This is a genomic window from Gramella sp. MAR_2010_147, assembly GCF_900105135.1.
GTDB lineage: Bacteria > Bacteroidota > Bacteroidia > Flavobacteriales > Flavobacteriaceae > Christiangramia.
The window spans coordinates 2,382,376-2,405,003 of record NZ_LT629741.1 but is presented as its reverse complement, the minus strand read 5'-3'; the positions used below and the strand labels follow the sequence as shown (position 1 = coordinate 2,405,003).

At 38.5% G+C, this 22,628-nt stretch carries 21 protein-coding genes and 1 pseudogene; 9 read left to right on the top strand and 13 right to left on the bottom strand.

All coding sequences use genetic code 11. The annotated features are described in order from the left end of the window. Positions 1-4: 4 nt before the first annotated feature. From BLT95_RS10945 to BLT95_RS14405, 4 genes are all read left to right on the top strand, one after another. Complete coding sequence (locus tag BLT95_RS10945; RefSeq protein ID WP_089666175.1) at positions 5-679, top strand: SCO family protein; 675 nt, start codon at positions 5-7, stop codon at positions 677-679. Positions 680-818: 139 nt separating this feature from the next. Beyond that, positions 819-983 carry a FeoA family protein gene (locus BLT95_RS10940; protein WP_231896357.1) on the top strand — a complete coding sequence of 55 codons (165 nt, stop codon included), beginning with the start codon at positions 819-821 and terminating at the stop codon, positions 981-983. A 1-nt stretch (position 984) separates the two neighbouring features. After that, positions 985-3,087, top strand: coding sequence for a ferrous iron transport protein B (feoB, locus tag BLT95_RS10935; protein ID WP_089666174.1), 2,103 nt, complete (start codon positions 985-987; stop codon positions 3,085-3,087). 32 nt (positions 3,088-3,119) lie between these two features. Then, on the top strand, positions 3,120-3,269 hold the full coding sequence (locus tag BLT95_RS14405; protein ID WP_172822588.1) for a hypothetical protein: 150 nt from the start codon (positions 3,120-3,122) through the stop codon (positions 3,267-3,269). Here BLT95_RS14405 and BLT95_RS10930 read toward each other — a convergent pair. Genes BLT95_RS10930 through BLT95_RS10920 form a run of 3 tightly spaced genes read right to left on the bottom strand, consistent with a single transcriptional unit; the run spans position 3,266 to position 5,257 of the window. Beyond that, the gene (locus BLT95_RS10930; protein WP_157718049.1) at positions 3,266-3,727 is read right to left on the bottom strand and encodes a hypothetical protein; all 462 of its coding nucleotides are present in this window, start codon (positions 3,725-3,727) and stop codon (positions 3,266-3,268) included. The genes BLT95_RS14405 and BLT95_RS10930 overlap by 4 nt on opposite strands. Positions 3,728-3,777: 50 nt before the next feature. Beyond that, positions 3,778-4,599, bottom strand: coding sequence for a ZIP family metal transporter (locus BLT95_RS10925; RefSeq protein ID WP_089666171.1), 822 nt, complete (start codon positions 4,597-4,599; stop codon positions 3,778-3,780). A gap of 1 nt (position 4,600) precedes the next feature. Next, complete coding sequence (locus tag BLT95_RS10920) at positions 4,601-5,257, bottom strand: metal-dependent transcriptional regulator (protein ID WP_089666169.1); 657 nt, start codon at positions 5,255-5,257, stop codon at positions 4,601-4,603. Between the two features lie 102 nt (positions 5,258-5,359). Between BLT95_RS10920 and BLT95_RS10915 the strand changes: the two genes are divergently transcribed. Together BLT95_RS10915 and BLT95_RS10910 are read left to right on the top strand one after the other, a co-directional pair. Further along, on the top strand, positions 5,360-7,717 hold the full coding sequence (locus BLT95_RS10915; RefSeq protein WP_089666167.1) for a TonB-dependent receptor: 2,358 nt from the start codon (positions 5,360-5,362) through the stop codon (positions 7,715-7,717). A gap of 8 nt (positions 7,718-7,725) precedes the next feature. Next, positions 7,726-8,193, top strand: a complete 468-nt coding sequence (locus tag BLT95_RS10910) for a thioredoxin fold domain-containing protein (protein ID WP_231896356.1) — start codon at positions 7,726-7,728, stop codon at positions 8,191-8,193. Between the two features lie 81 nt (positions 8,194-8,274). Here BLT95_RS10910 and BLT95_RS10905 read toward each other — a convergent pair whose 3' ends face one another. Beyond that, positions 8,275-9,009 carry a TerB family tellurite resistance protein gene (locus BLT95_RS10905; RefSeq protein WP_089666165.1) on the bottom strand — a complete coding sequence of 245 codons (735 nt, stop codon included), beginning with the start codon at positions 9,007-9,009 and terminating at the stop codon, positions 8,275-8,277. Positions 9,010-9,194: 185 nt separating this feature from the next. Between BLT95_RS10905 and BLT95_RS10900 the strand changes: the two genes are divergently transcribed. From BLT95_RS10900 to BLT95_RS10890, 3 genes are all read left to right on the top strand, one after another. Next, on the top strand, positions 9,195-9,605 hold the full coding sequence (locus tag BLT95_RS10900) for a BrxA/BrxB family bacilliredoxin (RefSeq protein ID WP_089666164.1): 411 nt from the start codon (positions 9,195-9,197) through the stop codon (positions 9,603-9,605). Between the two features lie 93 nt (positions 9,606-9,698). After that, the gene (locus tag BLT95_RS10895) at positions 9,699-10,430 is read left to right on the top strand and encodes a lysophospholipid acyltransferase family protein (protein WP_089666162.1); all 732 of its coding nucleotides are present in this window, start codon (positions 9,699-9,701) and stop codon (positions 10,428-10,430) included. Positions 10,431-10,442: 12 nt separating this feature from the next. Beyond that, the gene (locus BLT95_RS10890) at positions 10,443-11,096 is read left to right on the top strand and encodes an HD domain-containing protein (RefSeq protein ID WP_089666161.1); all 654 of its coding nucleotides are present in this window, start codon (positions 10,443-10,445) and stop codon (positions 11,094-11,096) included. On the opposite strand, the gene BLT95_RS10885 is transcribed toward BLT95_RS10890, so the two are convergent. The 9 genes and pseudogenes from BLT95_RS10885 to BLT95_RS10845 all read right to left on the bottom strand — a co-directional run bounded on the left by BLT95_RS10885 (position 11,093) and on the right by BLT95_RS10845 (position 22,536). After that, on the bottom strand, positions 11,093-12,166 hold the full coding sequence (locus BLT95_RS10885; RefSeq protein ID WP_089666159.1) for a PA0069 family radical SAM protein: 1,074 nt from the start codon (positions 12,164-12,166) through the stop codon (positions 11,093-11,095). The genes BLT95_RS10890 and BLT95_RS10885 overlap by 4 nt on opposite strands. A 191-nt stretch (positions 12,167-12,357) precedes the next feature. Then, positions 12,358-13,140, bottom strand: coding sequence for an enoyl-CoA hydratase-related protein (locus tag BLT95_RS10880; RefSeq protein WP_089666157.1), 783 nt, complete (start codon positions 13,138-13,140; stop codon positions 12,358-12,360). Continuing rightward, positions 13,137-14,600: an ATP-binding protein gene (locus BLT95_RS10875; RefSeq protein ID WP_089666156.1), complete on the bottom strand. Its 1,464-nt coding sequence runs from the start codon at positions 14,598-14,600 to the stop codon at positions 13,137-13,139. The genes BLT95_RS10880 and BLT95_RS10875 overlap by 4 nt, the downstream gene beginning before the upstream one ends. A 41-nt stretch (positions 14,601-14,641) precedes the next feature. Then, on the bottom strand, positions 14,642-15,190 hold the full coding sequence (locus BLT95_RS10870; RefSeq protein WP_089666154.1) for a CopD family protein: 549 nt from the start codon (positions 15,188-15,190) through the stop codon (positions 14,642-14,644). Then, positions 15,190-18,290 (bottom strand): annotated as a pseudogene (locus tag BLT95_RS10865) (glycosyl hydrolase). Before BLT95_RS10865 ends, BLT95_RS10870 begins: the two are co-directional and overlap by 1 nt. Positions 18,291-18,346: 56 nt before the next feature. Then, positions 18,347-19,687: an MATE family efflux transporter gene (locus BLT95_RS10860; RefSeq protein ID WP_089666152.1), complete on the bottom strand. Its 1,341-nt coding sequence runs from the start codon at positions 19,685-19,687 to the stop codon at positions 18,347-18,349. Continuing rightward, positions 19,687-20,721, bottom strand: coding sequence for a ferrochelatase (hemH, locus tag BLT95_RS10855; RefSeq protein WP_089666150.1), 1,035 nt, complete (start codon positions 20,719-20,721; stop codon positions 19,687-19,689). The genes BLT95_RS10860 and hemH overlap by 1 nt, the downstream gene beginning before the upstream one ends. A 203-nt stretch (positions 20,722-20,924) precedes the next feature. After that, the gene (locus BLT95_RS10850) at positions 20,925-21,638 is read right to left on the bottom strand and encodes a ThuA domain-containing protein (protein ID WP_089666148.1); all 714 of its coding nucleotides are present in this window, start codon (positions 21,636-21,638) and stop codon (positions 20,925-20,927) included. A gap of 7 nt (positions 21,639-21,645) precedes the next feature. Then, positions 21,646-22,536, bottom strand: coding sequence for an AraC family transcriptional regulator (locus tag BLT95_RS10845; protein ID WP_089666146.1), 891 nt, complete (start codon positions 22,534-22,536; stop codon positions 21,646-21,648). Positions 22,537-22,628 lie beyond the last annotated feature (92 nt).

Sequence of the window (22,628 nt, the reverse complement as noted above, 5' to 3'; positions counted from 1 at the left end):
AGGTATGCTTCAGTTTTTTGCTCGATATAAAACCTTTGCCATCGTTTTCTTTATTCTTTCGGCAATTATCGTTTTCTGTATTTATACATTACTGAAACCAGATGAACGTCTTCCTGTTTTTCAACCCGATATGGTAAATGCTGAACTTGTTGATTCTACCGTACAATATGTTAGAAAATATCATAAGATCGCCGATTTCAGCCTGATAAATCAAAACGGTGAGACGATTACCGAAGAATTCTATAAAGACAAGATCTATATAGCCGATTTCTTCTTTACCACCTGCCTGACCATTTGCCCGATTATGACAGATCATATGGTAGAAATTCAGGAAAAAATTAAAGATGATAAAAATGTTTATCTATTGTCCCATACTGTTTTTCCAGTATCAGACAGTATTCCGGTTTTAAAAAAATATGCCGAAGAAAAAGGAGTGATCGATGAAAAATGGAATCTGGTCACAGGAGATAAAAAAGAGATCTATGAACTTGCCCGTAAATCCTATCTCGCTACTAAATCTCAGGGTGATGGCGGTCCTTACGATATGATACATACAGAGAATTTTGTTCTTGTTGATAAGAACAGGCAAATTCGTGGCTTTTATGACGGGACAGATCCTGAAGCCATTGAAACCCTTATGCACGACCTCAAAATACTCAAGACTGAGTACCGCCAATAATTTCCCGTCTTTAACTTTTGTATTGGTCTAAATTCCATTACTTTTGCCTTGTTTAAAATCAATCTAAATAAAAAGTGAAGGTAACTGTTGCTAATTTAAAAAGGGGCAGCGGGGAATTATTAAAGAATTCTCGGCAGATATGGTTCCTTTAAAGCTTCTGGAAATGGGTTGCCTTCCCGGAAACGAAGTAGAGCTGGTTCAAACTGCGCCATTCCATGACCCTATGTACCTTAATATTAACGGGAGTCACCTGGCCATTAGAAAAGAAACCGCACTGCTAATAGAAATTGAATTAATAGGCTAATATGGGTAAGCAAATTAATGTTGCTTTAATTGGAAATCCCAACACCGGCAAGACATCTGTATTTAATCAGTTAACAGGCCTTAACCAAAAGGTTGGTAACTACCCTGGTATTACCGTAGAAAAGAAAGAGGGGATTTGCAAACTTCCCCGCGGATTAAAAGCCCACATTCTGGATCTTCCGGGAACTTATAGCCTCAATGCCTCATCTTTTGACGAGAATGTGGTTATTGAATTGCTTCTCAATAAAAATGACAAAGACTTTCCTGACGTTGCAGTAGTAGTTAGCGATGTTGAAAATCTGAAACGAAACCTCCTTCTTTTTACCCAGATAAAAGATCTTGGGATTCCCACCATACTTGTAGTCAACATGGCAGACAGGATGGATCGTAAAGGGATCAAACTGGATGTAGAACTTTTAGAAGAACGTCTTAAGACTAAGATTGCCCTGGTAAGTGCCCGTAAGAGGATGGGAATAGATTACCTGAAGGAACTTATTATAAATTACCGACATCTTCCTGTTGAACCTTGCGTAAATGCTTCGGTAATAGATCCTGAATATTTCGGAAACCTTAGAAAGGCTTTTCCTAATCAGTCTCTATATAAATTATGGCTGGTGATCACACAGGATGTCAACTTCGGAAATATTAACAGGGGCGAACTAAAAAATAATTCTGATTTCCATACCAAATCGGTGAGCGATCTTAAACGTCTCCAGCAAAAGGAAACGATTTTAAGATATCAGTTTATAAATGGTATTCTGCGTGAGACCCTCGTTGTAGATAAAAATGCAGCCACCGATCTAAGATCCAGGTTAGACAGTATTTTGACCCATAAAGTTTGGGGATATTTTATTTTCTTCGGAATCTTATTATTGATCTTTCAGGCAATTTACAGCTGGTCCAGCTATCCTATGGATATGATCGATGCTGCCTTCGCTTCATTGAGCGAGTGGACCAAGGACACCTTACCCAGTGGAGCGTTCACTAATCTTATTTCTGAAGGTATTGTGCCGGGACTTGGCGGAATCGTCATATTTATACCACAAATCGCCTTTCTTTTCCTTTTTATCTCCATTCTGGAAGAATCGGGATATATGAGTAGAGTGGTGTTCTTAATGGACCGAATTATGCGTCGGTTTGGACTTAGCGGCAAAAGTGTGGTACCTTTAGTTTCCGGTACCGCCTGCGCAATTCCAGCAGTAATGGCCACCAGAAATATCGAGCACTGGAAAGAACGCCTAATCACTATTCTGGTTGTGCCTTTTACCACCTGTTCAGCCCGTTTACCAGTGTACCTTATCATTATCGCTCTGGTAATCCCAGACCAGACCTACCTGGGTCTTAATTTGCAGGGAATTACCCTTATGATCCTTTATCTTTTAGGATTTGGTATGGCGATTTTTTCGGCATGGCTACTTCATAAAATTATGAAGTCCCAGACCAAAAGTTACTTTGTGATTGAAATGCCAAATTACAAGCTACCAATGATAAAGAACGTAGCGATAAATGTAGTTGAAAAGACAAAATCGTTTGTTTTTGGCGCCGGAAAGATCATCCTGGCGATATCTGTGATTTTATGGGTATTAGCAAGTTATGGTCCTGGCGATAATTTTGATAATGCCAAAGAAATCATTTCATCTAAATATGATGCCGAAAGCAATATCACTCAAAATGAACTGGATGAAGAGATAGCTTCCTTCAAACTGAAAAACTCTTACATAGGGATCATGGGTAGAGGGATTGAACCTGCCGTAGCTCCTTTAGGATATGACTGGAAAATAGGAATTGCGATCATTAGTTCATTTGCAGCAAGGGAAGTTTTTGTGGGTACATTAGCCACGATCTATAGCGTAGGTAGTGACGAAGAAGAAACTATTAAAAATAGAATGGCCGCTGAAACCAATCCTGTACTTGGCGGTCCCTTATTCACATTTGCCAGCGGAGTAAGCTTATTGTTATTCTATGCTTTCGCTATGCAATGTATGAGTACACTCGCCATTGTTAAGAAAGAAACGAATACCTGGAAATGGCCTTTATTGCAACTCATTATTATGAGTGCATTTGCATACGTGGTTGCACTAATAGCATTTCAATTATTAAAATAGTAAGGAACTTTATTCAAAACGACTGAAAGAACATGGAACTTTTACAAGAAATACTGGTCTTTATAACTTTTCTAACCGCGGTAGGTTATATTATTACAAAATTTGTATGGAAACCTGCATTTTTAGGAGGTAAAAAGAAAGCAGGGTCTTGCGGAGTTTCAGAATGTGGTTGTGGTGACTAATTCGCTTCTACCTTTTCTGAAATTTTGAGGTTTAAGCTATATTCTTCAGGAGATATTTTTACTCTGCCCCGGGGATATGGTAATACTTTTACACCACTAATACTAAGATCACTCACTTTAGAAAATTCTGAAAGGGAAATAGCAGCACTAGCTAAAATCTCTGTTTCGCCCATTAATCTATTAGTTCCTGCTACCACTTTTTCACCTTTTAACTTTCCATCTTCATAGAACTCGACTAAGACGGTTACCTCGCCAGCCCATATGCAGGTGACAGCATCTCCCGCGGGACATCTGGAATCTGAAATTACTTTTTTGAACTTAATTTCCTTATCACCAAATCTCATAGTATCTCCGGCACAAAGTGTGGCGCTATGATAATTATATTTTGATGACTTTGTATCCTGATTAAATACCAGTATCGAATTAAATATTACAAGAAAGAGCATTGTCATCTTCATAAAGGTCTTTATTATAAAGACGACACACAGCTATAATCGTTGCAAATATTTTATCCAAGACCTACATCCAGGGTCATCATGATCATAAACCCGCCAATGAAGCCCATGGTAGAAATATCGGTAAAGTTACCTTGTTGTGCTTCGGGAACCACTTCTTCTACCACTACAAAGATCATCGCACCAGCAGCAAAACATAAGGCGTAAGGTAGGATGGGTTCGAAAGTAAGGACAGCCCAGGCACCTAACACGGCTGCTGCCGGCTCCACGATTGCAGAAAGTTGTCCATAGTTAAAGCACTTCCATTTACTTAAACCCTGCCTTCTTAGTGGCATCGCCACCGCAAAACCTTCAGGAAAATTCTGAAGTCCGATTCCCATAGCTAAGGCTACCGCACCACCAATGGTAGCACCGTCAAATCCAGCAGCTACACCACCAAATAAAACACCTACGGCGAGACCTTCAGGAATGTTATGTAAAGTAATAGCCAGGGTCAATAGAACAGATTTATGCCAGGGAGTTTTGATTCCTTCAGATTCACTCATCTTAAAGTTTACATGTAAATGAGGTAAGACCTTGTCCAGTCCAAATATAAAGAGTGCTCCAAGGCCAAATCCAACTAAGGCTGGAACTACTTTTTCAAATCCTTCTCCCGGGCTCATTTCTATTCCTGGCGCAAGCAAACTCCAGAAACTGGCAGCCACCATAACCCCACCTGTGAACCCAAGCATTCCATCAAAAAAGGCTCTATTCATCCCTTTAAACAGGAATACCAGTGACGCACCTAAAGCTGTAAGTCCCCACGTAAAAAGTGTCGCAAGAAAGGCTGCATATACTGGATCTAGTGATTCAAAATAGTCTATTATAATGTTCATTCTATAGTGTTTTAATAAATAGGTTCGTTGATATTTGATTAGATATCCTCAATTCATTGCCATTCATTTCAATCAACATGGACTTATCAAAATCTTCTTTCTCTAGTATTCTGATCTCTTTTCCAAGAGATATTTGGTTTTTATCCAGGTATTGTAAAAACTCTGCTGAAGAATCTTTTACCCCAACGCAAATTCCTATCTCACCTTTTTTAAGGTCAGATAAAAGCATACGGTTGGCTACCGTAAAATTTCCCTGGGCATCAGGAATTGGATCTCCATGCGGATCTCTTTTAGGGTATTCCAGGAATTTATCAAGCTCATTGGTTAATTTTTCAGACTTGATATGCTCAAGTTGCTCTGCTATTTCATGAACTTCATCCCAGTTAAAACCAAGCTTCTCCACCAGAAAAACCTCCCAGAGACGATGTTTTCTAATGACCTCTATAGCGGCATTTCTACCGGCCTCGCTTAATTTAACTCCCTGGTATTTTTTATAATTCACCAGATCCTTATCTGAAAGTCGTTTAACCATATCTGTTACAGAAGATGCTTTGGTTTGCATTTCTTCTGCCAGAGCGTTTGTACTTACACCACTTTTATAAGCTGTTTCAAGATGAAAAATGGCTTTTAAATAGTTTTCTTCGGATAAGCTGAACATCAAATAAATTTTAATTAGGCCAAAAATACATTTTTTAATTTAATTAATCAATTTTTTAGATGAGACTAAAATATTTTTATAACTTTGCATAAAATTAATTTAATGAATAACCTAATAAGAATCATATTTAGTCTTTTGTGTTCTACAGTTGTCGCTCAAAATATTGAGGTGAACGGGACTGTAACCAACAGCGAAAGGCCTATACCATTTGCAAATGTTTTGGTTTCAGGAACAAATAAAGGTACCAGCGCTGATCTTCAGGGGAAATTTTCTATTCAACTGGATGAACAGAAAGTAAACCTTACCATTCAGGCAATTGGTTTTAAAACCCAATACATATCTATAGATCCTCAGAATTTTTCAGATAAATTACTGCAAATTGAAATGGAAGAAGATGCATTGGGCTTAGATCAGGTAGTGATTAGTGCCACTAGAAACAGGATAAATCTAAAGGACGCTCCTGTGATTGTGAATGTATTGAATTCAAAACTATTCAATGCCACACAATCGGTTTCGGTAGCGGAAACCTTAAACTTTCAACCCGGAGTAAGAGTTGAAACAAATTGCCAGAATTGCGGCTTTACTCAGGTACGCTTAAATGGCCTTGATGGTAGTTATACCCAGGTTCTCATTAATAGCCGCTCGGTATTTAGTGCCTTGAACAGCGTTTACGGACTGGAACAAATACCAACCTCCATATTAGATCGTGTAGAAGTGGTACGTAGTGGAGGTTCCGCTTTATTTGGCTCCAACGCCATTGCCGGAACGGTGAACATAATTACAAAAGAACCCGTTTTAAATACCTGGAGCATTAATAACAATATCTCCTTAATAGATGGTAAAATACCGGATCGCACCTTAAATCTGGCCGGCTCTGTGGTATCTGAAGATCTTAACAGCGGAGTTACTATCTACGGGATGAATCGAGACAGATCTGCATACGATGCAAACGGTGATGGATTTACAGAAATTACCGAGCTTACTAATAATACCCTTGGAGCCAAAGCATTTTTAAAACCTTCAGAGACCAGTAAAATCACCCTGGATCTAACCGCTCTTAAAGAATATAGAAGAGGTGGAGATCGCCTGGAGCTGGCTCCCCATTTAACCGATATCACCGAGCAGCTGGATCACAACACTTTTATTGGGGGACTTACCTATGATTTTGCAAATACAGATTTGAGCAATAACTATTCGGTATATATTTCAGGGCAACATACAGATAGAAAAAGTTATTACGGAGGCCTGGGAGGTGGGCGCACTGCACAGGATAGCATTTCAGCATCCAATGCCTACGGAAATACAAATGATGTAGCTCTATTAGGAGGCTTTCAGTACACAAGGAATTTTAAAAACCAGGATGTACTCACCACAGGTGTTGAATATAATCATAGCAATACAGAAGATGATATAGCGGGTTATCAAAGAGATATAGATCAGGAAGTGAACTCTTATGCGGCATTTGCCCAGTATGAATGGAAACCGCTGGATGATTTCACAGCTCTTTTAGGTGCAAGATTAGACCATATTGATGTTTCCGGGAATTATGCCGTGGAAAATATTCAGCGAAAATCTGAAATTGCAGAAACCGTCTTAAGTCCTAGATTAACTGTCTTATATGATATCACCGAAGAATTACAGTTTAGGGGTGGCTATGCAAGAGGTTTTAGGGCACCACAGGCTTTTAATGAAGATCTTCACATATCTTCGGTAGGTGGAGAACCGCAATTTGTGATCCTTTCTGATGATCTTGAGACAGAATACTCCAATGCTTATACTGCTTCTTTCAATTATTCCAAAAGCATCAATAAATTACAAACCGATTTTCTTTTAGAGGGTTTTTATACTGAATTAAAAGATCCTTTTACCACTGTGAGTACAGGAGCAAGTTTGCCTAATGGTTCTATCTTGAAAGAAGTTAGAAACGGAAGCGGCGCTTATGTTACCGGTACAAATTTTGAAATCGGTGTTTCCCCTTCTTCAGACCTTACATTTCAGGTAGGTGGAACATTCCAGCAGTCTATTTACAAAGAAGATCAGATTCTATATGAAGCCGATCCTACCTCAACAACAGAAGAGGATATCATTATCACTGAATTTGTAAGGAATCCTGATTTCTACGGCTATTTAAATGTTAATACTTCGCCGTTCGAAGATTTTTCACTGGATCTAACAGGAACTTATACTGGTAAAATGACCATCCCAAAGGTGATCAACGCCAATGGATTTTTAGAGCTTAGAGAGTCCCCTGCTTTTTGGGATATGAACTTAAAATTAGGTCAGCATATAGATATAACAGAGAACTTTCATGTTAATCTAAGTACGGGTGTCCAGAATGTGTTCAATGCATATCAGGATGATTTTGACTCCGGCCCTACACGGGATTCAGATTACATCTATGGACCTTCCAGACCCCGTACTTTTTTCTTCGGAATTAAATTTGGAAACCTCCATAACTAATCTATAGAATGATGAAAAAACTCATTATAATACTACTAATTCTAGGCTTTCAGTCTATAAATGCTCAGAATGAAATAAAATGGATTGGATTTGAAGAACTCGAAGACTCCTTAAAATCTGAGATCAAACCTGTAGTGATCTATTTCTATACAGACTGGTGCGTGTATTGCAAAAAAATGGATAGAAATGCTTTTAAAGATCAGGAGATCATTTCTTCAATAAATGAAAAATATTATGCAGTTAAGATGAATGCTGAAAGCACGAAAACTATAAATTTCGAAGGACAAACATTTACCAATGAGCAAAGTAAGACAAAACGTAACGGAATTCATCAAATCCCGTTAATGTTAGCAAGCCGAAAAGATAAGCCTGTTTCATTTCCGGTGGTGATGGTTCTGGATACCGATTTTAGAGTAAGAAAAAAAAGTCACGAATATCTTACTTCAGAAAAAATGAAACTATTAATAAAAGGCTAATAGAGCGTTTTTACGCTCCTGGGTTTTTTCATAATTAGCCTTGGTTGGAAGACCCCTCGATTTTTTTCGGGGGGCTTTTCTTTATAATCCCCTCTCCTTTTGGATCTGTTCGTAAGCTTCCTGAACTTTAGTGAATTTCTCCTGAGCACCTTTTCTATAAGCCTCATCCATATGGCCCAGTTTATCGGGATGGTATTTTTTAGCCATTTTTCGGTAAGCTTTTTTCACTTCGGCATCACTGGCAGATTTTTCAATTTCCAGGATCGTATAGGCACTGTCTGTACTTTTGAAAAACATCGCTTTAATACTCTCAAAATCTCTGGCCCCAATTTGAAGATATCCAGCAATATCTCTAATTATCTTAGCTTCCGCTTCACTAACCCGACCATCTGCCTGGGCAATTCCGAATAAAAAATGGATAATCTGCAGCCTAGTAGGATATTTAGTTCTTGCAGCAAGATATCTGGCAACATTTGAAGCAGAAACCTGCCTGTTCTTTACCACTTCATTAAAGGTTCTAAACGTAGCATTTGCCCGTTCCTTTCCATAAGCCTGAATAAAATAGGATCTTACATAATCCAGTTCCTGCTGTGAGACATTCCCATCAGCCTTAATAACAATGGAGCTCAGGGAGAGAAGGTTTAATTCAAAATCCCCTGGAGAAACACTTTGCTTTTGTCCACCAAGCATTGAATTAAAAATACCCCCGGAAGACCGGATATAATTATCCAGTAATGAACCTATAATAAATCCTATAATAGCACCGGGAAACCTAAAGTATATATATCCCAGCACTGCGGCAAGCCATTTGATCATTGGGCAATTTTCTTTGGCCGCTAAGATAACATTTTCAATATTTAATTTGTTATCTAAGCCAATCTGTTATGCCTGCATCCTATAAATTGAACCTATTAGCACATAGTAATTTGAGATATGCAAGCTGAACTTAATTTGGTATCTTTGTACTTCATTAAAGTTTAATACAAAAAAAACAAAAATATATGTATCCAGCAGATTTAGTAAAACCAATGAGAGAAGATCTTACCAGTATTGGTTTTCAGGAATTGCACACGGTAGAAGATGTGGAAAAGGCAATGGAACTTAAAGGAACAACTTTAGTAGTGGTAAATTCAGTTTGTGGTTGCGCCGCCGCTAATGCAAGACCGGGAGCCAGAATGTCTTTACAGAATGCTAAAAAACCAGACAATCTTGTAACCGTATTTGCCGGAGTAGATAAGGAAGCTACTGAAAAAGCAAGGGATCTAATGGTACCATTCCCTCCTTCTTCCCCTTCTATGGCACTTTTTAAAGATGGTGAATTGGTTCATATGTTAGAGCGTCACCATATTGAAGGGCGTCCTGCAGATATGATCGCAGAGAACCTTATTGGTGCCTACAACGAATTTTGCTAATTCGTGTTCCATAAAATATAGAAAGCCACGCTGCAAGCGTGGTTTTTTTATGCCCGTAAATTGAAATGCTTATTTTTGTAGTTTTAAATTAAGATGAAAAGATTTTTCTCCTACCCCTTATCGGTCATTTTCTATATTTTCTTTTTTCTTAATCTGTTGCTCTTTCATCCCATTCAATGGCTTTGCCTTAAACTTGGAGGTTACGAAGCACACAAAACGAGTGTTGATGTCTTCAATTTTATGCTAATGAAATGCCTTAATATTCTAGGCACTACTTTTAACATAGAAAACGAGTTTGACATTCCAGTAGATAAGCCCTGCATTTTCGTGGCAAATCACCAGGGAATGTATGATATCCCTCCCATCATCTGGTACTTTAGAAAACACCATCCTAAATTTGTGAGTAAGAAAGAACTGGGCAAAGGAATTCCAAGTATCTCTTATAATTTAAGGCATGGAGGCTCTGTTTTAATTGACAGAAAAAACCGAAGGGAATCACTCATAAAGATGAGTCAGTTTGGAGATTATTTAAAAAGAACAAGAAGGTCTGCCGTGATTTTTCCGGAAGGAACACGAAGCAGAACTGGAGCCGCTAAAGAATTTCGTAAAAATGGAATGATGATGCTTTTTAAAAAACTTCCGGAGGCAATAGTAGTTCCCATTACCATTAATAATTCCTGGAAACTTTTTAAGCATGGTAATTTCCCTATGGATCTTGGTGTAAATGTTCGATTAAAAACGCATAAACCAATAGAAATAGGATCTCAGGATCCCGAAGCCCTTGCCGCCGAAATTGAAAGAACCATTATTGCAGATATTAGATAATCTAACTTTTCTATGCCGAAAAATAACCTGATCGAGAATACGATCCAATTTGTAAAAACAACACTTGAAGGAGCCGAAGGCGGGCATGACTGGTTTCATATTGAAAGAGTTTTAAATAACTCCAGGCTCATTGCCAGGGGGGAAGAAGCAGATCGTGAAATTGTTGAATTGGGAGCTTTATTACATGATATCGCAGATTCCAAATTTCACAACGGAGATGAAACAGTTGGCCCTAAGGTTGCTTCAGAGTTTTTGAGAACACAAAATGTTTCGGAAGAGACAGTCGATCATGTGGTGAAGATCATAGAGAACATCTCTTTTAAAGGAGGAAATACAGATCAAAAATTCACTTCAGCTGAACTGGACATCGTTCAGGATGCAGACCGGCTGGATGCTATTGGAGCGATGGGAATTGCCAGATGTTTCAATTACGGCGGATTTAAAGGTAGAGCCTTATATGATCCTGCAATTGAGCCAAATCTCAAAATGACTAAGGAAGAATATAAAGCTTCCAATGCGCCTACCATCAACCATTTTTATGAAAAGCTCTTGCTGCTTAAAGACAGAATGAATACCGAAACCGGAAGAAGGATCGCTGCAGACAGGCATGCGTTTATGGTAAGCTATCTAGACCAATTTTATAAAGAATGGAAAGGACAGGCTTAGAAAAGCTTCATCTGTCCATCTTTGTATTCTTCATGTAACTTACAATTCAATTTAGGTCTTTCTCTGTCATTTAAATAAAGTTTTCTGGCAATTTTAAATTGCTGTTTAACCTGATCTGCAAATTCACCTTCACCTTTCATGCGGGTTCCAAAACGACTGTCATTTAAACTTCCACCATGAATATGCTCAATTTGATGCAACACCTTTTCAGCCCTGTCTGGCATTGCTTTTCTAATCCAATCTGTAAATATTTGCCCTATCGATCCATTTAGCCTCACAATGGTATACCCTACTCCCAGTGCCCCTCTTTCTGAAATTTCTTTTACCAGGGGCATTATTTCATGACTGTTAATAGATGGTATTATGGGTGCCATCATCACACTTACCGGGATATTTGCACCTGAAAGTTTCTCTACGGTCTCCAGCCTTTTCCTGATAGTAGCGGTTCTTGGTTCCAAAATTCTTCGGGTTTCTTCTTTAAGGGAAGTTATAGATAAACTAACATGTATAAGATTATCCTGTGCCAGCTCCTTTAAAATATCAATATCTCTTTGGATCAGGCTATTTTTTGTGATCATTCCAACAGGATGACGATATTTTAAAAAAGTTTGAAGAAGACTTCTGGTGATCTTCAATTTCTTTTCAACTGGCTGGTAACAATCGGTATTTCCAGATAGAACTATGGGTTTTGCCTCCCAGCTCTTACTTTTCAGTTTTTGTTCCAGCAGTTCTACAGCATTTCTTTTTACCAGAATCTTTTGTTCAAAATCAAGGCCTGCACTATACCCCCAATATTCGTGAGAATTGCGTGCATAACAATAAATACATCCATGTTCACAACCCTGGTAAGGGTTTAGCGAATACTCCATTCCAACATCCGGACTAGTCACCTTATTTACGATTGTCTTTGGAAAAGTTTCTATGATCGTAGTTTTAGATTCCCTGGAGTCGTCCCCTTCCGCAGCACAATAATTTAGAAAATCATCTCTCATTTCATGACTATGTTCATGAAACCTATTAGCAACATCTAATTGTGCTCCTCTTCCTTTTATAAAATCTTCTGAAGACATAACACAAAAATATGGAATTTTTCCTTTTTATAGGAACTTATCCATATTAAATGACATATAAAAAGAGGCAATTAAAAATTTTCTCCGGTCATCCTGAACTTCTTTCAGGATCTCATTTTGATTTCACACCTGGAAACTAAAACGAATTCATTTTGACGAAAACCTAAAATTAATTACCTCTTTTATGTCTTTTATTTCCCAGGGAAATTTGCTTTTCTCTTTCCTAAAAATGCAGATGTCCCTTCTTTAAAATCTTCGGTTCCAAAAGAACGTCCAAATTCATTGATTTCAGTTTCAAAACCATTCACACCATCTTCAAAATTCGCATTTATTGCCTTGATCGCGGCGGCAACTGCCACGGTAGAATTTTTCATGATCTTAGCTGCAATTTTTTCAGCAAACTCCAGCAATTGATCTATTTCTACCACGTGGTTCACAAGACTGTATTGCAGAGCCTGATTAGCATCTATCATCCCGGCGGTCATAATCATTTCCATTGCTCGTCCTTTACCTACTAATTGCGACAAACGCTGAGTTCCACCATAACCAGGGATCACTCCCAGAGAAACTTCCGGTAGACCCATTTTTGCATTCTCAGCAGCTATCCTAAAATGTGCCGCCATAGCAAGCTCAAGTCCGCCACCTAAGGCAAATCCGTTAATAGCCGCGATCACCGGTTTAGGAAAGTTCGCCACGTAGTTAAACAATTTCTCCTGCCCGTCTGCAGCCAGCTTTTTGCCTTCTTTTGGAGAATAATCAGCAAATTCACTAATATCTGCCCCTGCAACAAAAGCTTTTTCTCCGCTTCCTGTGATAATTATAACTTTTACCTCTTCATCATTTTTAGCTTCTTTAAAAGCCTCATGAAGTTCCTGTATGGTTTCACGGTTTAAAGCATTAAGTTTCTTTGGTCTGTCAATAGTGATGGTAAGTATATTATCATCAATAGATTCTAAAATATTATTATAACTCATAAATTTGATTTTGGAAATCGCACATTAAATATAGTGCCTTTATTTTGTTTGGAAACAAAACTAATGTTTCCATTATAGGTCTCCACAATATTTTTTACCATGGCCAGCCCAAGACCCATCCCACTGGATTTTGTGGTAAATTTAGGCTCAAAGACCTTATCCTTATTTTCTTCAGAAATTCCCGAACCATTATCTGATACCGAAACAAGAACCATCTCTTCTTCCTCTTCTACCATTACCAGAATATGTGGATCTTCAATATCTTTTAAGGCCTGGGTTGCATTCTTTACCAAATTGGTTACCACTCTTATTAACTGCGTCCTGTCAAATTTGGCAAGAATTTCCTCCTTCTCACATTTGAATTCTATATACTTCTCGTTAAAAATATCCAGAGCCAGTTTTACAATTTTTGGAACATTTAAGGTTTCATTTTGCTGGGCCGGCATCTTGGCAAAATTTGAAAATGCAGAAGCGATAGAACTCATGGTATCTATCTGGTTAATAAGCGTGTTGCTGTATTCATCTACTTTATGCTGAATATCGGGATCATTTTTGTCAAAATTTCGTTGGAAACTTTGCACGCTCAATCTCATGGGAGTCAATGGATTTTTGATCTCGTGGGCCACCTGCTTGGCCATCTCTCTCCAGGCCTGTTCGCGCTCCCCGGTAGCCAGCTTTACCGCACTTTCCTCCAGCTCATCGATCATGCTGTTATATGCAGAAACCAGTGAATAGATCTCTTCGGTAGCATTTGAAAGTTCGATCTTTTGATTCCGTTTATCAAGCCTGGTTTGATTGATCTTTTCAGAAATGATCTTAAGGGATTTGGTAATATATTTAGAGAGGAAAAACGAAAGAATGATTGCAATAAGAAGCATAAAAAGATAGACCTCAGCCATTCTTACCAGGAAATTATTCAAATCACGATTAAGCAGACTATCATCCTGAAGATAAGGCAAATATAATATCGCCAGGGGTTTAAATTTGTGATCGGTTATATAGCTGTAGGATGATTGATATTTCTGGCCATTAACCTCGGTTTTCTTCAAATACCTCTTATCTGAAGATGCGTCCAGTTTTTCCAGGATTTCATTTGCGATCCTAACTTCAGTAGTGTCTTTAAAAAATGATTCGTCAGACTTGATTACCAGATTTCCCTCCAGATCATAGATATGGATCTGCATCTCGTGAACCTCGGCCATTTCATCAATTTTATGGCGTTCGGTAAAAATAGGCTCAAGATTCTCTGTATCAATCACATAAGTTGTGCTTGCCAGAACAAATTTTATGTTTTCAAGAATTGCTTTTTGCTTTCTTTCAAGACGTTCTTTATGATAATTTTCGGCCTCCTGCTTATATTGATAGACTGTTACCCCGAATATTAAAATTGATGCGCCCAGCACCAGTAATATCATGGAGATAAAAATCCGGGTTCGTAAGGATAATTTAAGCAGTTTCATAGTTGCTGGCTTGCTTCCATTGTAACAATTATCACACCATTTCAGGCTTCTGGGTTCTTTGCCCTAATTCTTTTATATAATTTTATTCCCAACATTAAGATGATCGCCAGTAGAAATATTCCAACCACCCCATAGATCCAGTTGATCGCATCCCTAACAATTACAAGAAAAATTACTGAAAACAGGATAAGAGTCGAACCTTCATTCCAAATACGCATTTGGTTAGAAGTCCATTTTACTACATCCTTTTGAAGCTGCTTAAAGATCAGGTGACATTTTATGTGATATGCATAAAGCAGGACTACAAACCCAAGTTTTATATGCATCCAGGGCTGTTGAAGCCATTCCGGAATCATAAAAAGCAACGTAAATGCAAAAATACTGGCCAGAATTGCCGAGGGCCAAGTAATGATAAACCAAAGTCTTTTGGTCATTAATTTCAACTGCTTTACAAGAATTGATCTTTCTGGCTCTTCTTTTTGAGATGCTTCAATGTGATATACAAAAAGTCTGGGGATATAGAATAAGCCTGCAAACCAGGTGATCACAAAGATGAGATGCAGCGCTTTTATGTAATTATAATATTCCATTATTCTTCAGCCTCTACAAAAAGATAATTTAGATCGAGTGCATTGAACTGCTTATTAAATTCTTTAATCTCATTCTCCAATAAACTATCAAACTTATCGAGTTGTGCATTGATCTTTGTAGTTAGCTGCTCTTTTACCTGGATATCCTGAGTGGTTGGCGGGAAATCGTCCATCCCTACCAGGCTGTTTAAATGGGCCAGTTTATTGGTAAGTTTTATCGGGAAATTCAGAGGATCCTGATTACTCTTATTTTTTGTCTGGTAAAGTGCATTTTCAATTTCAGAAAGCTGCTCACTTAATTTTTCAGCTTTTTCCAGTAAAGATTTTACTTCCTCATTCCCTTTATATTGTTTCTGAAAATCTTTTAACTGAACATCAACTTTTCTCATTTTAGCAATGGATTTATGAGCCTTATCAACAGTTTTATTTACACTATTGATAAAATCATATTGCTTTTGCATCCCGGCAACGTCTGCTTCAGAATTTCCATCGGGTAAAATTTTGAATTTTTCGGTGAGTACCTCATCACCTATTTCAAGAACTACTTTATAATCTCCCGGCACTGCTTGTGGAGCATCTGTACTTGCCCACCATAAGATCATTCCGTCAAGTTCTTTAGCACCTTTGCCTCGCATGTTCCAGGTATGCATATTGGCTCCCTCGCTCACTTTTAGTTTGTTCTTTTCATCTTCAGTGCTAAAACTTTGAATGGTATCATTTGAAGAACTTAGGTAGCTAATCTTTACTTTCCTGTCTTTTGGATCTTTCACATAGAAATATGTATTAACGCCTGCAGGATGATTGGTTCCGGCGGTCAAAGATGTAGAAGAACGGCCATCCATTCTATAGCTGTCTTTTGGTTTGAAAAGAATATTTGAATCTTTGCCAGTTTTAGATAATTGATGGATTAATGACAAATCATCAATGATCCAAAGACTTCTTCCCTGGGTAGCCACAATAAGATTACTGTTCTTGATAGTGAGATCTGTAATAGGCACTATTGGCAAGTTTAACTGGAAAGTTTGCCAGTTCGCCCCGTCATCAAAAGAAACATACATTCCGGTTTCAGTTCCTGCATATAAAAGTCCTTGTTGCTCGGGATCTTCCCTCAATACACGCGTAAAATGTTCAGAAGCGATCCCGTTAGTGATTTTTTTCCAGGACTTACCATAATCTGAAGTCTTATACAAATAAGGCGCAAAGTCTCCCAGTTTATAACGTGTACCGGCCACATAAGCAGTAGCCTCATCAAAAGAAGAAGGCTCCATACTGTTTATCATCATCCATTCTGGCATTCCTTTAGGAGTAACATTTTCCCAGTTTTCTCCTCCGTCTCTGGAAATATGGATCAACCCATCATCACTTCCTGTCCATAAAATTCCGGGAGTTACAGGAGATTCAGCTGCAGCGAAAATTGTGCTGTAATATTCTACCGAAGTATTATCCTGGGTAATAGGCCCTCCAGAAGATTTTTGTTTTGACTTATCGTTTCTCGTTAGATCCGGACTCAATTCTTCCCAGCTCTCTCCTTCATTCGTAGTAACATGAAGGTGATTAGAGGCAGTGTAGAGTTTATCTGGATCGTGCGGAGAGAAAAATATCGGGAAATTCCACTGGAACCTGTATTTGAGATCTTCCGCACCGTGTCCCATGGGATTATCTGGCCAAACGCTTACACTTCTTACTGTTCCGGTCTCATGATTATAACGAGTTAAAAAACCGTCATAGCTACCTCCGTAAACAATTTCACTATTTTCAGGATCTACGGCAATATGGGCACTTTCTCCACCAGCGGTAGATTCCCAGTCGCTTTCACTAATACTTCCACCTTCTGTTCTGTGCTTTATGCGCACGGTTGAATTATCCTGCTGTGCGGCATAAATTCTATAAGGAAAAGCATTATCTGTGGTTACACGATAAAATTGTGCGGTTGGCTGATTGTGATACGTACTCCAGGTCTCTCCTCCATCGTAAGTAACCTGTGCACCACCATCGTCTCCCATGATCATGCGTTGTGGATCATTAGGAGCTATCCAAAGATCATGATGATCCCCATGCGGAGCCCTGTCTGATTTAAAAGTTTTTCCACCATCGGTACTTTTATGATAACTCACATTAAGCACATACATGATGTCTTCATCTTTAGGATCGGCATAAAGTCTGGTATAATACCAGGCTCGTTGTCTCAGGCTTCGGTCATCATTTATATGCTCCCAGGTTTCTCCCCCATCATCACTTCTATAAATCCCTCCCTTTTCTTTATTTTCAACAATGGCCCAAATGCGCTCGCTATTTGCAGGAGAAACAGTAACCCCAATAATTCCCAGGGTATCTTTTGCAAAACCTTTATTATTCGAAATCTCTTTCCAGGTTTCCCCGCTATCGGTACTTTTCCATAAAGCTGAACCTTCTCCTCCACTACTTAGACTATAAGGTGTTCTTTGAACATTCCATGTAGAAGCATATAAGATCCTTGGATTATTAGGATCCATAATAAGGTCTACCGCACCAGATTGCGCATTAGAAAACAGTACTTGTTTCCAGTTCTTTCCACCATCGGTAGATTTATAAATTCCGCGTTCTTCGGTTGGCTTATAAATATTACCTAAAACTGCCGCATAAACGGTGTTATAATCATTAGGATGGGTTACAATTCTCGGCACATGCCTGCTTTTTTCCAGACCTGCTTTTTTCCATGTTGTTCCTGCATCTTCTGTCTTCCAAACTCCATAACCCGAAGACACATTTCCTCTTACCGTTTTTTCACCCCCCCAACATAGATCACATTAGGGTCATTTTTTGCAACTTCAATGGCACCTATAGAGCCTCCAAAAAATCCATCAGAAATATTTTCCCAGCTTCTTCCTCCGTTTTCTGTTTTCCAAACACCGCCTCCGGCAGCTCCAAAATAATAAAGGTTTGGCTCGTCTGGCACGCCGGTAACCGCAGCACTTCTTCCGCCACGAAAGGGTCCGATTAATCGGTATTCCAGCGCATCATATAATTTCTCATCGTAGTTCTGGGCTGAAAGGTTTTCAGTGAAAATTCCGCTGAATAGTAAGCAAAGACAAATGCTTAACTGAAGTATTTGTTTGTTCATTGAGTTTTGGTTAGATAGATTTTAAAGATAAGGATTTAAGTCAATTTCCAAATTTTCTATTTCAGGGTCTTAACAATCTCGCGATTCAGAAAATATGCTGTTACAATTGTACTTAACACATCTGCTATGGGAAATGAGATCCAAACCCCTATTTCACCATAATAAACAGGCAATATTAATATTAATGGAATAAAAATGAAACCCTGCCTGGACAGGGTGAGCAAAAATGCTGGCACAGCCTTTCCGATCGCCTGAAAATAAGCTGCCCCTATTAACTGGACAGCGACCATTGGAATTGCAGCAAAGACCCAGCGCATCGCAGAAGGAGTTTGCTCTATAATAGAGGTTTCCTGAGTAAAGATCTTTACAATACTGGGAGCAAAAAACATAATTCCCAGAAATATCAATAAGCCCATAGTGCAGGCATACAGAATAGCCGTATTGATGCTTTTTCGCACCCGTGAATAATTTCCAGCTCCATAATTAAATCCTGCAATGGGCAGAAAACCCTGAGTAACACCCAGAACCGGAAAAAGCGCAAACATGAGCATTCTGGCAATGATCGCATATACGGTTACCGACTCTTCACCTCCCAGATCAAAAAGTATATTATTCATCAAAAGGTAGGTAACACTTACCACCGCCTGCCTGGCCAGAGTGACTGCACCAAGCGAAGACATTTCCTTTAAAATTGGAAGATCAAGCCGAAAATGTGCAAAACTGATCTTTAATTCTGAATTCTTCGAAAGGAAGAACCAGACGATATACCCCAGACAGAATAAGTAAGAAGCGGTAGTGGCCCAGGCAGCACCCTCCATACCCATATCCAGCCTGTTAATAAGAATATAATCTAAAATAAGGTTGGCTATGGAAGGTATGATCATTGCCGTCATGGCAAAACGTGGTTTCCCTTCAGCTCTAATCACATTATTTCCCATCATGGCCAAAGCCAGAAATGGAACTCCGCACAATACAATAATATAATAGATTTTAGCGGGATCAAAGATCTCCCCTTTCCCTCCAAAAGCAGGAATCAAATCGTTAACAAAAACAAGTCCCGGAATCACCAGGCCTATTGCCAGCAATATGGTAAGGGTGATCTGGTTTCCGAAAGTTTTTAGGGCTTTGGACTGATCTTCAGCACCAAGAGCTCTGGAAATGATGGAAGAACCTCCAATCCCTATGGCCATTCCCAGCGCAGCAATAAAAAATGAAACAGGAAGCACTACGTTTATAGCAGCAATGGCTATTGGCCCTATCCAGTTACCAACAAAGATCGTATCTATAAGGATATTAAGGGACATTACAAGAATCCCTACAGAAGCAGGTAGCGCCTGCTGAATTAACAGTTTCCCAATGGGTTTTTTACCCAATTCTTTGGAGTTTCTAACGGCCATTAAGCTTCAACAGGCTTTTGATGAGCCCATTCATCTATCCAGCGGGAAAGTACTTTCACCCAGTCTTCCCTGTCATTTAAACAAGGAACTACTGAAAATTTTTCACCACCAACTTCATGAAATATTTCTTCACCTTCCATCGCAATTTCTTCCAGAGTTTCAAGACAATCTGAAACAAAGGCCGGAGTAACTACAGCAAGTTTTTTCATACCCTGCTTTCCAAATCTTTCAATAGTTCTATCTGTATAGGGTTTTAACCATGGATCAAATCCCAATCTCGACTGAAAAGAAACACTGTAAGTATTTTGCTTTAATTCTAAATATTCAGCAACCAGTCTCGTGGTTTCAAAACATTGATGGCGGTAACAAAACTGGTGTGCAGAAGAAGGAGACTGGCAACAGGAGCCATCTATTTTACAGTGAGAATTGGTCACATCACTTTTTCTTATATGCCTTTCAGGAACTCCGTGATAAGAAAACAGAATATGTTCATATTCCTTATCTTTCAAATATTCAGCAATACTATTCCCCAGTGTCCTTATATAATCTGGGTGATTATAAAAAGGCGGAACTGTGGTAAAACTCATATCTGGAAAATACTCTTTACGAAGTTCTTCTGCCAGAACCAGAATAGTTTCTGTAGTCGCCATCGCAAATTGGGGGTATAAAGGAAAAAGCAAGACTTCATCTACTCCCTGATCGTATAATTCCTGCATTCCCTGCTTAATACCAGGTGTTCCATAACGCATTGCTAGAGATATTGGAACAGAAGTTTGATCATTTACCTTGGATTGCAGTCTTTCTGAAAGTACAATTAAAGGAGAACCTTCATCCCACCAGATCTTTTGATAGGCTTCTGCAGATTTTTTAGGTCTTGTGTTCAGAACAATTCCCTTTACTAAAAGCGTTCGTGCCCAGTAAGGAACATCTATTACACGTTCATCCATTAAAAATTCGCCAAGATATTTTTTAACATCTTTAGGATCGGTACTATCGGGAGACCCCAGGTTGACCAGCAGTACACCTTTACTCATAATTTTTCTTTTTCAGCTCAAAATTAATATTCTGCATCATTCTACCTCGCCTTTTTCTATCGGAGTTTTCTATGATTAGATAATGGAATATCTGGTTATTATAATAGTTAACTCGTCACCCTAACCTTGCCGCCATCTAAATTGCTAGTCTTTGCGATTCTAAAACAAGTTCAGAATAACGCCATCTGGCAGTTTACAGACCATCAATTAGATAACGCAAATTCTATACAACCACTTAAATGTTTCAGAAAATCAGGTTCAGAATAAGATTCTGAGGTATGCCCGCCACCTGTATAAATTGAAATTCCTCCGCCACTATAATTCTGAAACCAGGCAATGGGATGAAAATCCCTGTTTTCACCACCTTCATAACTTGTTTCATCTAACGTCATTAAAACATTTAAACCCTTTGCAATATCTTTATAATTATACCATTCATCTGTTCTTTTCCAGGTATTATCACGTAAATGATCTACCGTGATATGCTGAGGCATTTTTATATTGATCACAGCTTCCTGAACTTCAGGATGTCCTTTAAAATAGGCTCTCACTAGATCTCCATACCATTTCCAGTCATATTCTGTATCTGCCGCAGCGTGGATCCCGAAGAAGTTCCCGCCATTTTCCATATAATTCTGGAAAGCCGTCTGCTCCTCCATATTCAAAATATCACCGGTGGTGTTTAAAAAGATTATAAGGTCTATCTGGCCCAGATCATTTTCAGTAAAGAACCGGCTATCCTGACTTGTGATACTTTTAAAATTAATTTCGTTTCCTATATCTTGAATTGCCTGGATGCCATTTTCAATAGAATTATGCCGGAAGCCTTCAGTTTCTGAAAATATCAAAACCTGTTTCTGCGGGGCCTGAAAATTTAAGCTTATAAATAGAATGAGGATGAAAATTTTATAACGCATATCTAGATTAATTTACTGATAATGTATATTTCTTAGGGGTAGTTCCAAATTTCTTCTTAAAACCTGCGATAAAATGACTGGCCGTACTATAGCCAACTTTTAAACCCACTTCATTCACATTATATTCCCCTGTTTCCAGGAGCTTTCTTGCATATTCCATCTTATAATCAAACAGGAAACTATAGACCGAATCTCCATAGATCTGTTTGAAGCCTTCTTTAAGTTTTTTCAGGCTTAAACCAATTTCATCTGATAGCTCCTGAAGCGATGGTGGTTCAGCCATTCGAGCAATTACAATGTCTTTTGCACGCCTTATCTTTTTAATATTCTCCTCATCACTCAAAAAAGGGCATTGCTCCAGATCTGGATTTTCAGCTTTGTTAAAATACAAACTTAAAAGCTCATATGCCTTGGCCTTAAAATAGAGATTTTTAATACTGGGCGTTAGATTAAAATTCATTAACTGATTTAAAACCACTGCCATAGATGGTGAAACCGCGGCATCTTTATAGTATTTTTTATCCTTGTTATCTGCACTTAAAAATGTGATATAATCGGCTTCCTGAGAAAATAGCGCATGAAATTTCTTGATAGAGATCACCAGGGAAACCAGCCAGGATTCAGATTCCATAAATACATTTAGTGGAAGATCCCTTTGAGGATTATACAGCAACAGAGAATTCTCTTCCTGAAGCGGTAATTCGTAATTCCCATTATTAAAAAGAAACTTGCTGCTTCCTTTCACATTAAAATGGAACTGGATAAAGCTATTATCTATAGCCCTGGACATTAACTTGGTATCTGCCGTGTCATTCTGAAATTTCAGAATAAAAAAACCATCTTCGATCTTCATTTCTTCAGAGATACTTACAGCGTTATTTTTTAAGTGGTCTTCCATAAGACAAAATTTTTATTTATTTAGAATCAATCTAAACTAATAGCTCCAAACAAGCTATCATTACTACAAAAGTATGGCATTTTGAAGTTTTC

Bases quoted from the DNA above. Each gene is read 5' to 3' on its own strand.
- BLT95_RS10945 (WP_089666175.1), top strand. From the start codon at position 5: ATGCTTCAGTTTTTTGCTCGATATAAAACCTTTGCCATCGTTTTCTTT.
- BLT95_RS10940 (WP_231896357.1), top strand. From the start codon at position 819: ATGGTTCCTTTAAAGCTTCTGGAAATGGGTTGCCTTCCCGGAAACGAA.
- feoB (WP_089666174.1), top strand. From the start codon at position 985: ATGGGTAAGCAAATTAATGTTGCTTTAATTGGAAATCCCAACACCGGC.
- BLT95_RS14405 (WP_172822588.1), top strand. From the start codon at position 3,120: ATGGAACTTTTACAAGAAATACTGGTCTTTATAACTTTTCTAACCGCG.
- BLT95_RS10930 (WP_157718049.1), bottom strand. From the start codon at position 3,727: ATGAAGATGACAATGCTCTTTCTTGTAATATTTAATTCGATACTGGTA.
- BLT95_RS10925 (WP_089666171.1), bottom strand. From the start codon at position 4,599: ATGAACATTATAATAGACTATTTTGAATCACTAGATCCAGTATATGCA.
- BLT95_RS10920 (WP_089666169.1), bottom strand. From the start codon at position 5,257: ATGTTCAGCTTATCCGAAGAAAACTATTTAAAAGCCATTTTTCATCTT.
- BLT95_RS10915 (WP_089666167.1), top strand. From the start codon at position 5,360: ATGAATAACCTAATAAGAATCATATTTAGTCTTTTGTGTTCTACAGTT.
- BLT95_RS10910 (WP_231896356.1), top strand. From the start codon at position 7,726: ATGATGAAAAAACTCATTATAATACTACTAATTCTAGGCTTTCAGTCT.
- BLT95_RS10905 (WP_089666165.1), bottom strand. From the start codon at position 9,009: ATGATCAAATGGCTTGCCGCAGTGCTGGGATATATATACTTTAGGTTT.
- BLT95_RS10900 (WP_089666164.1), top strand. From the start codon at position 9,195: ATGTATCCAGCAGATTTAGTAAAACCAATGAGAGAAGATCTTACCAGT.
- BLT95_RS10895 (WP_089666162.1), top strand. From the start codon at position 9,699: ATGAAAAGATTTTTCTCCTACCCCTTATCGGTCATTTTCTATATTTTC.
- BLT95_RS10890 (WP_089666161.1), top strand. From the start codon at position 10,443: ATGCCGAAAAATAACCTGATCGAGAATACGATCCAATTTGTAAAAACA.
- BLT95_RS10885 (WP_089666159.1), bottom strand. From the start codon at position 12,166: ATGTCTTCAGAAGATTTTATAAAAGGAAGAGGAGCACAATTAGATGTT.
- BLT95_RS10880 (WP_089666157.1), bottom strand. From the start codon at position 13,140: ATGAGTTATAATAATATTTTAGAATCTATTGATGATAATATACTTACC.
- BLT95_RS10875 (WP_089666156.1), bottom strand. From the start codon at position 14,600: ATGAAACTGCTTAAATTATCCTTACGAACCCGGATTTTTATCTCCATG.
- BLT95_RS10870 (WP_089666154.1), bottom strand. From the start codon at position 15,190: ATGGAATATTATAATTACATAAAAGCGCTGCATCTCATCTTTGTGATC.
- BLT95_RS10860 (WP_089666152.1), bottom strand. From the start codon at position 19,687: ATGGCCGTTAGAAACTCCAAAGAATTGGGTAAAAAACCCATTGGGAAA.
- hemH (WP_089666150.1), bottom strand. From the start codon at position 20,721: ATGAGTAAAGGTGTACTGCTGGTCAACCTGGGGTCTCCCGATAGTACC.
- BLT95_RS10850 (WP_089666148.1), bottom strand. From the start codon at position 21,638: ATGCGTTATAAAATTTTCATCCTCATTCTATTTATAAGCTTAAATTTT.
- BLT95_RS10845 (WP_089666146.1), bottom strand. From the start codon at position 22,536: ATGGAAGACCACTTAAAAAATAACGCTGTAAGTATCTCTGAAGAAATG.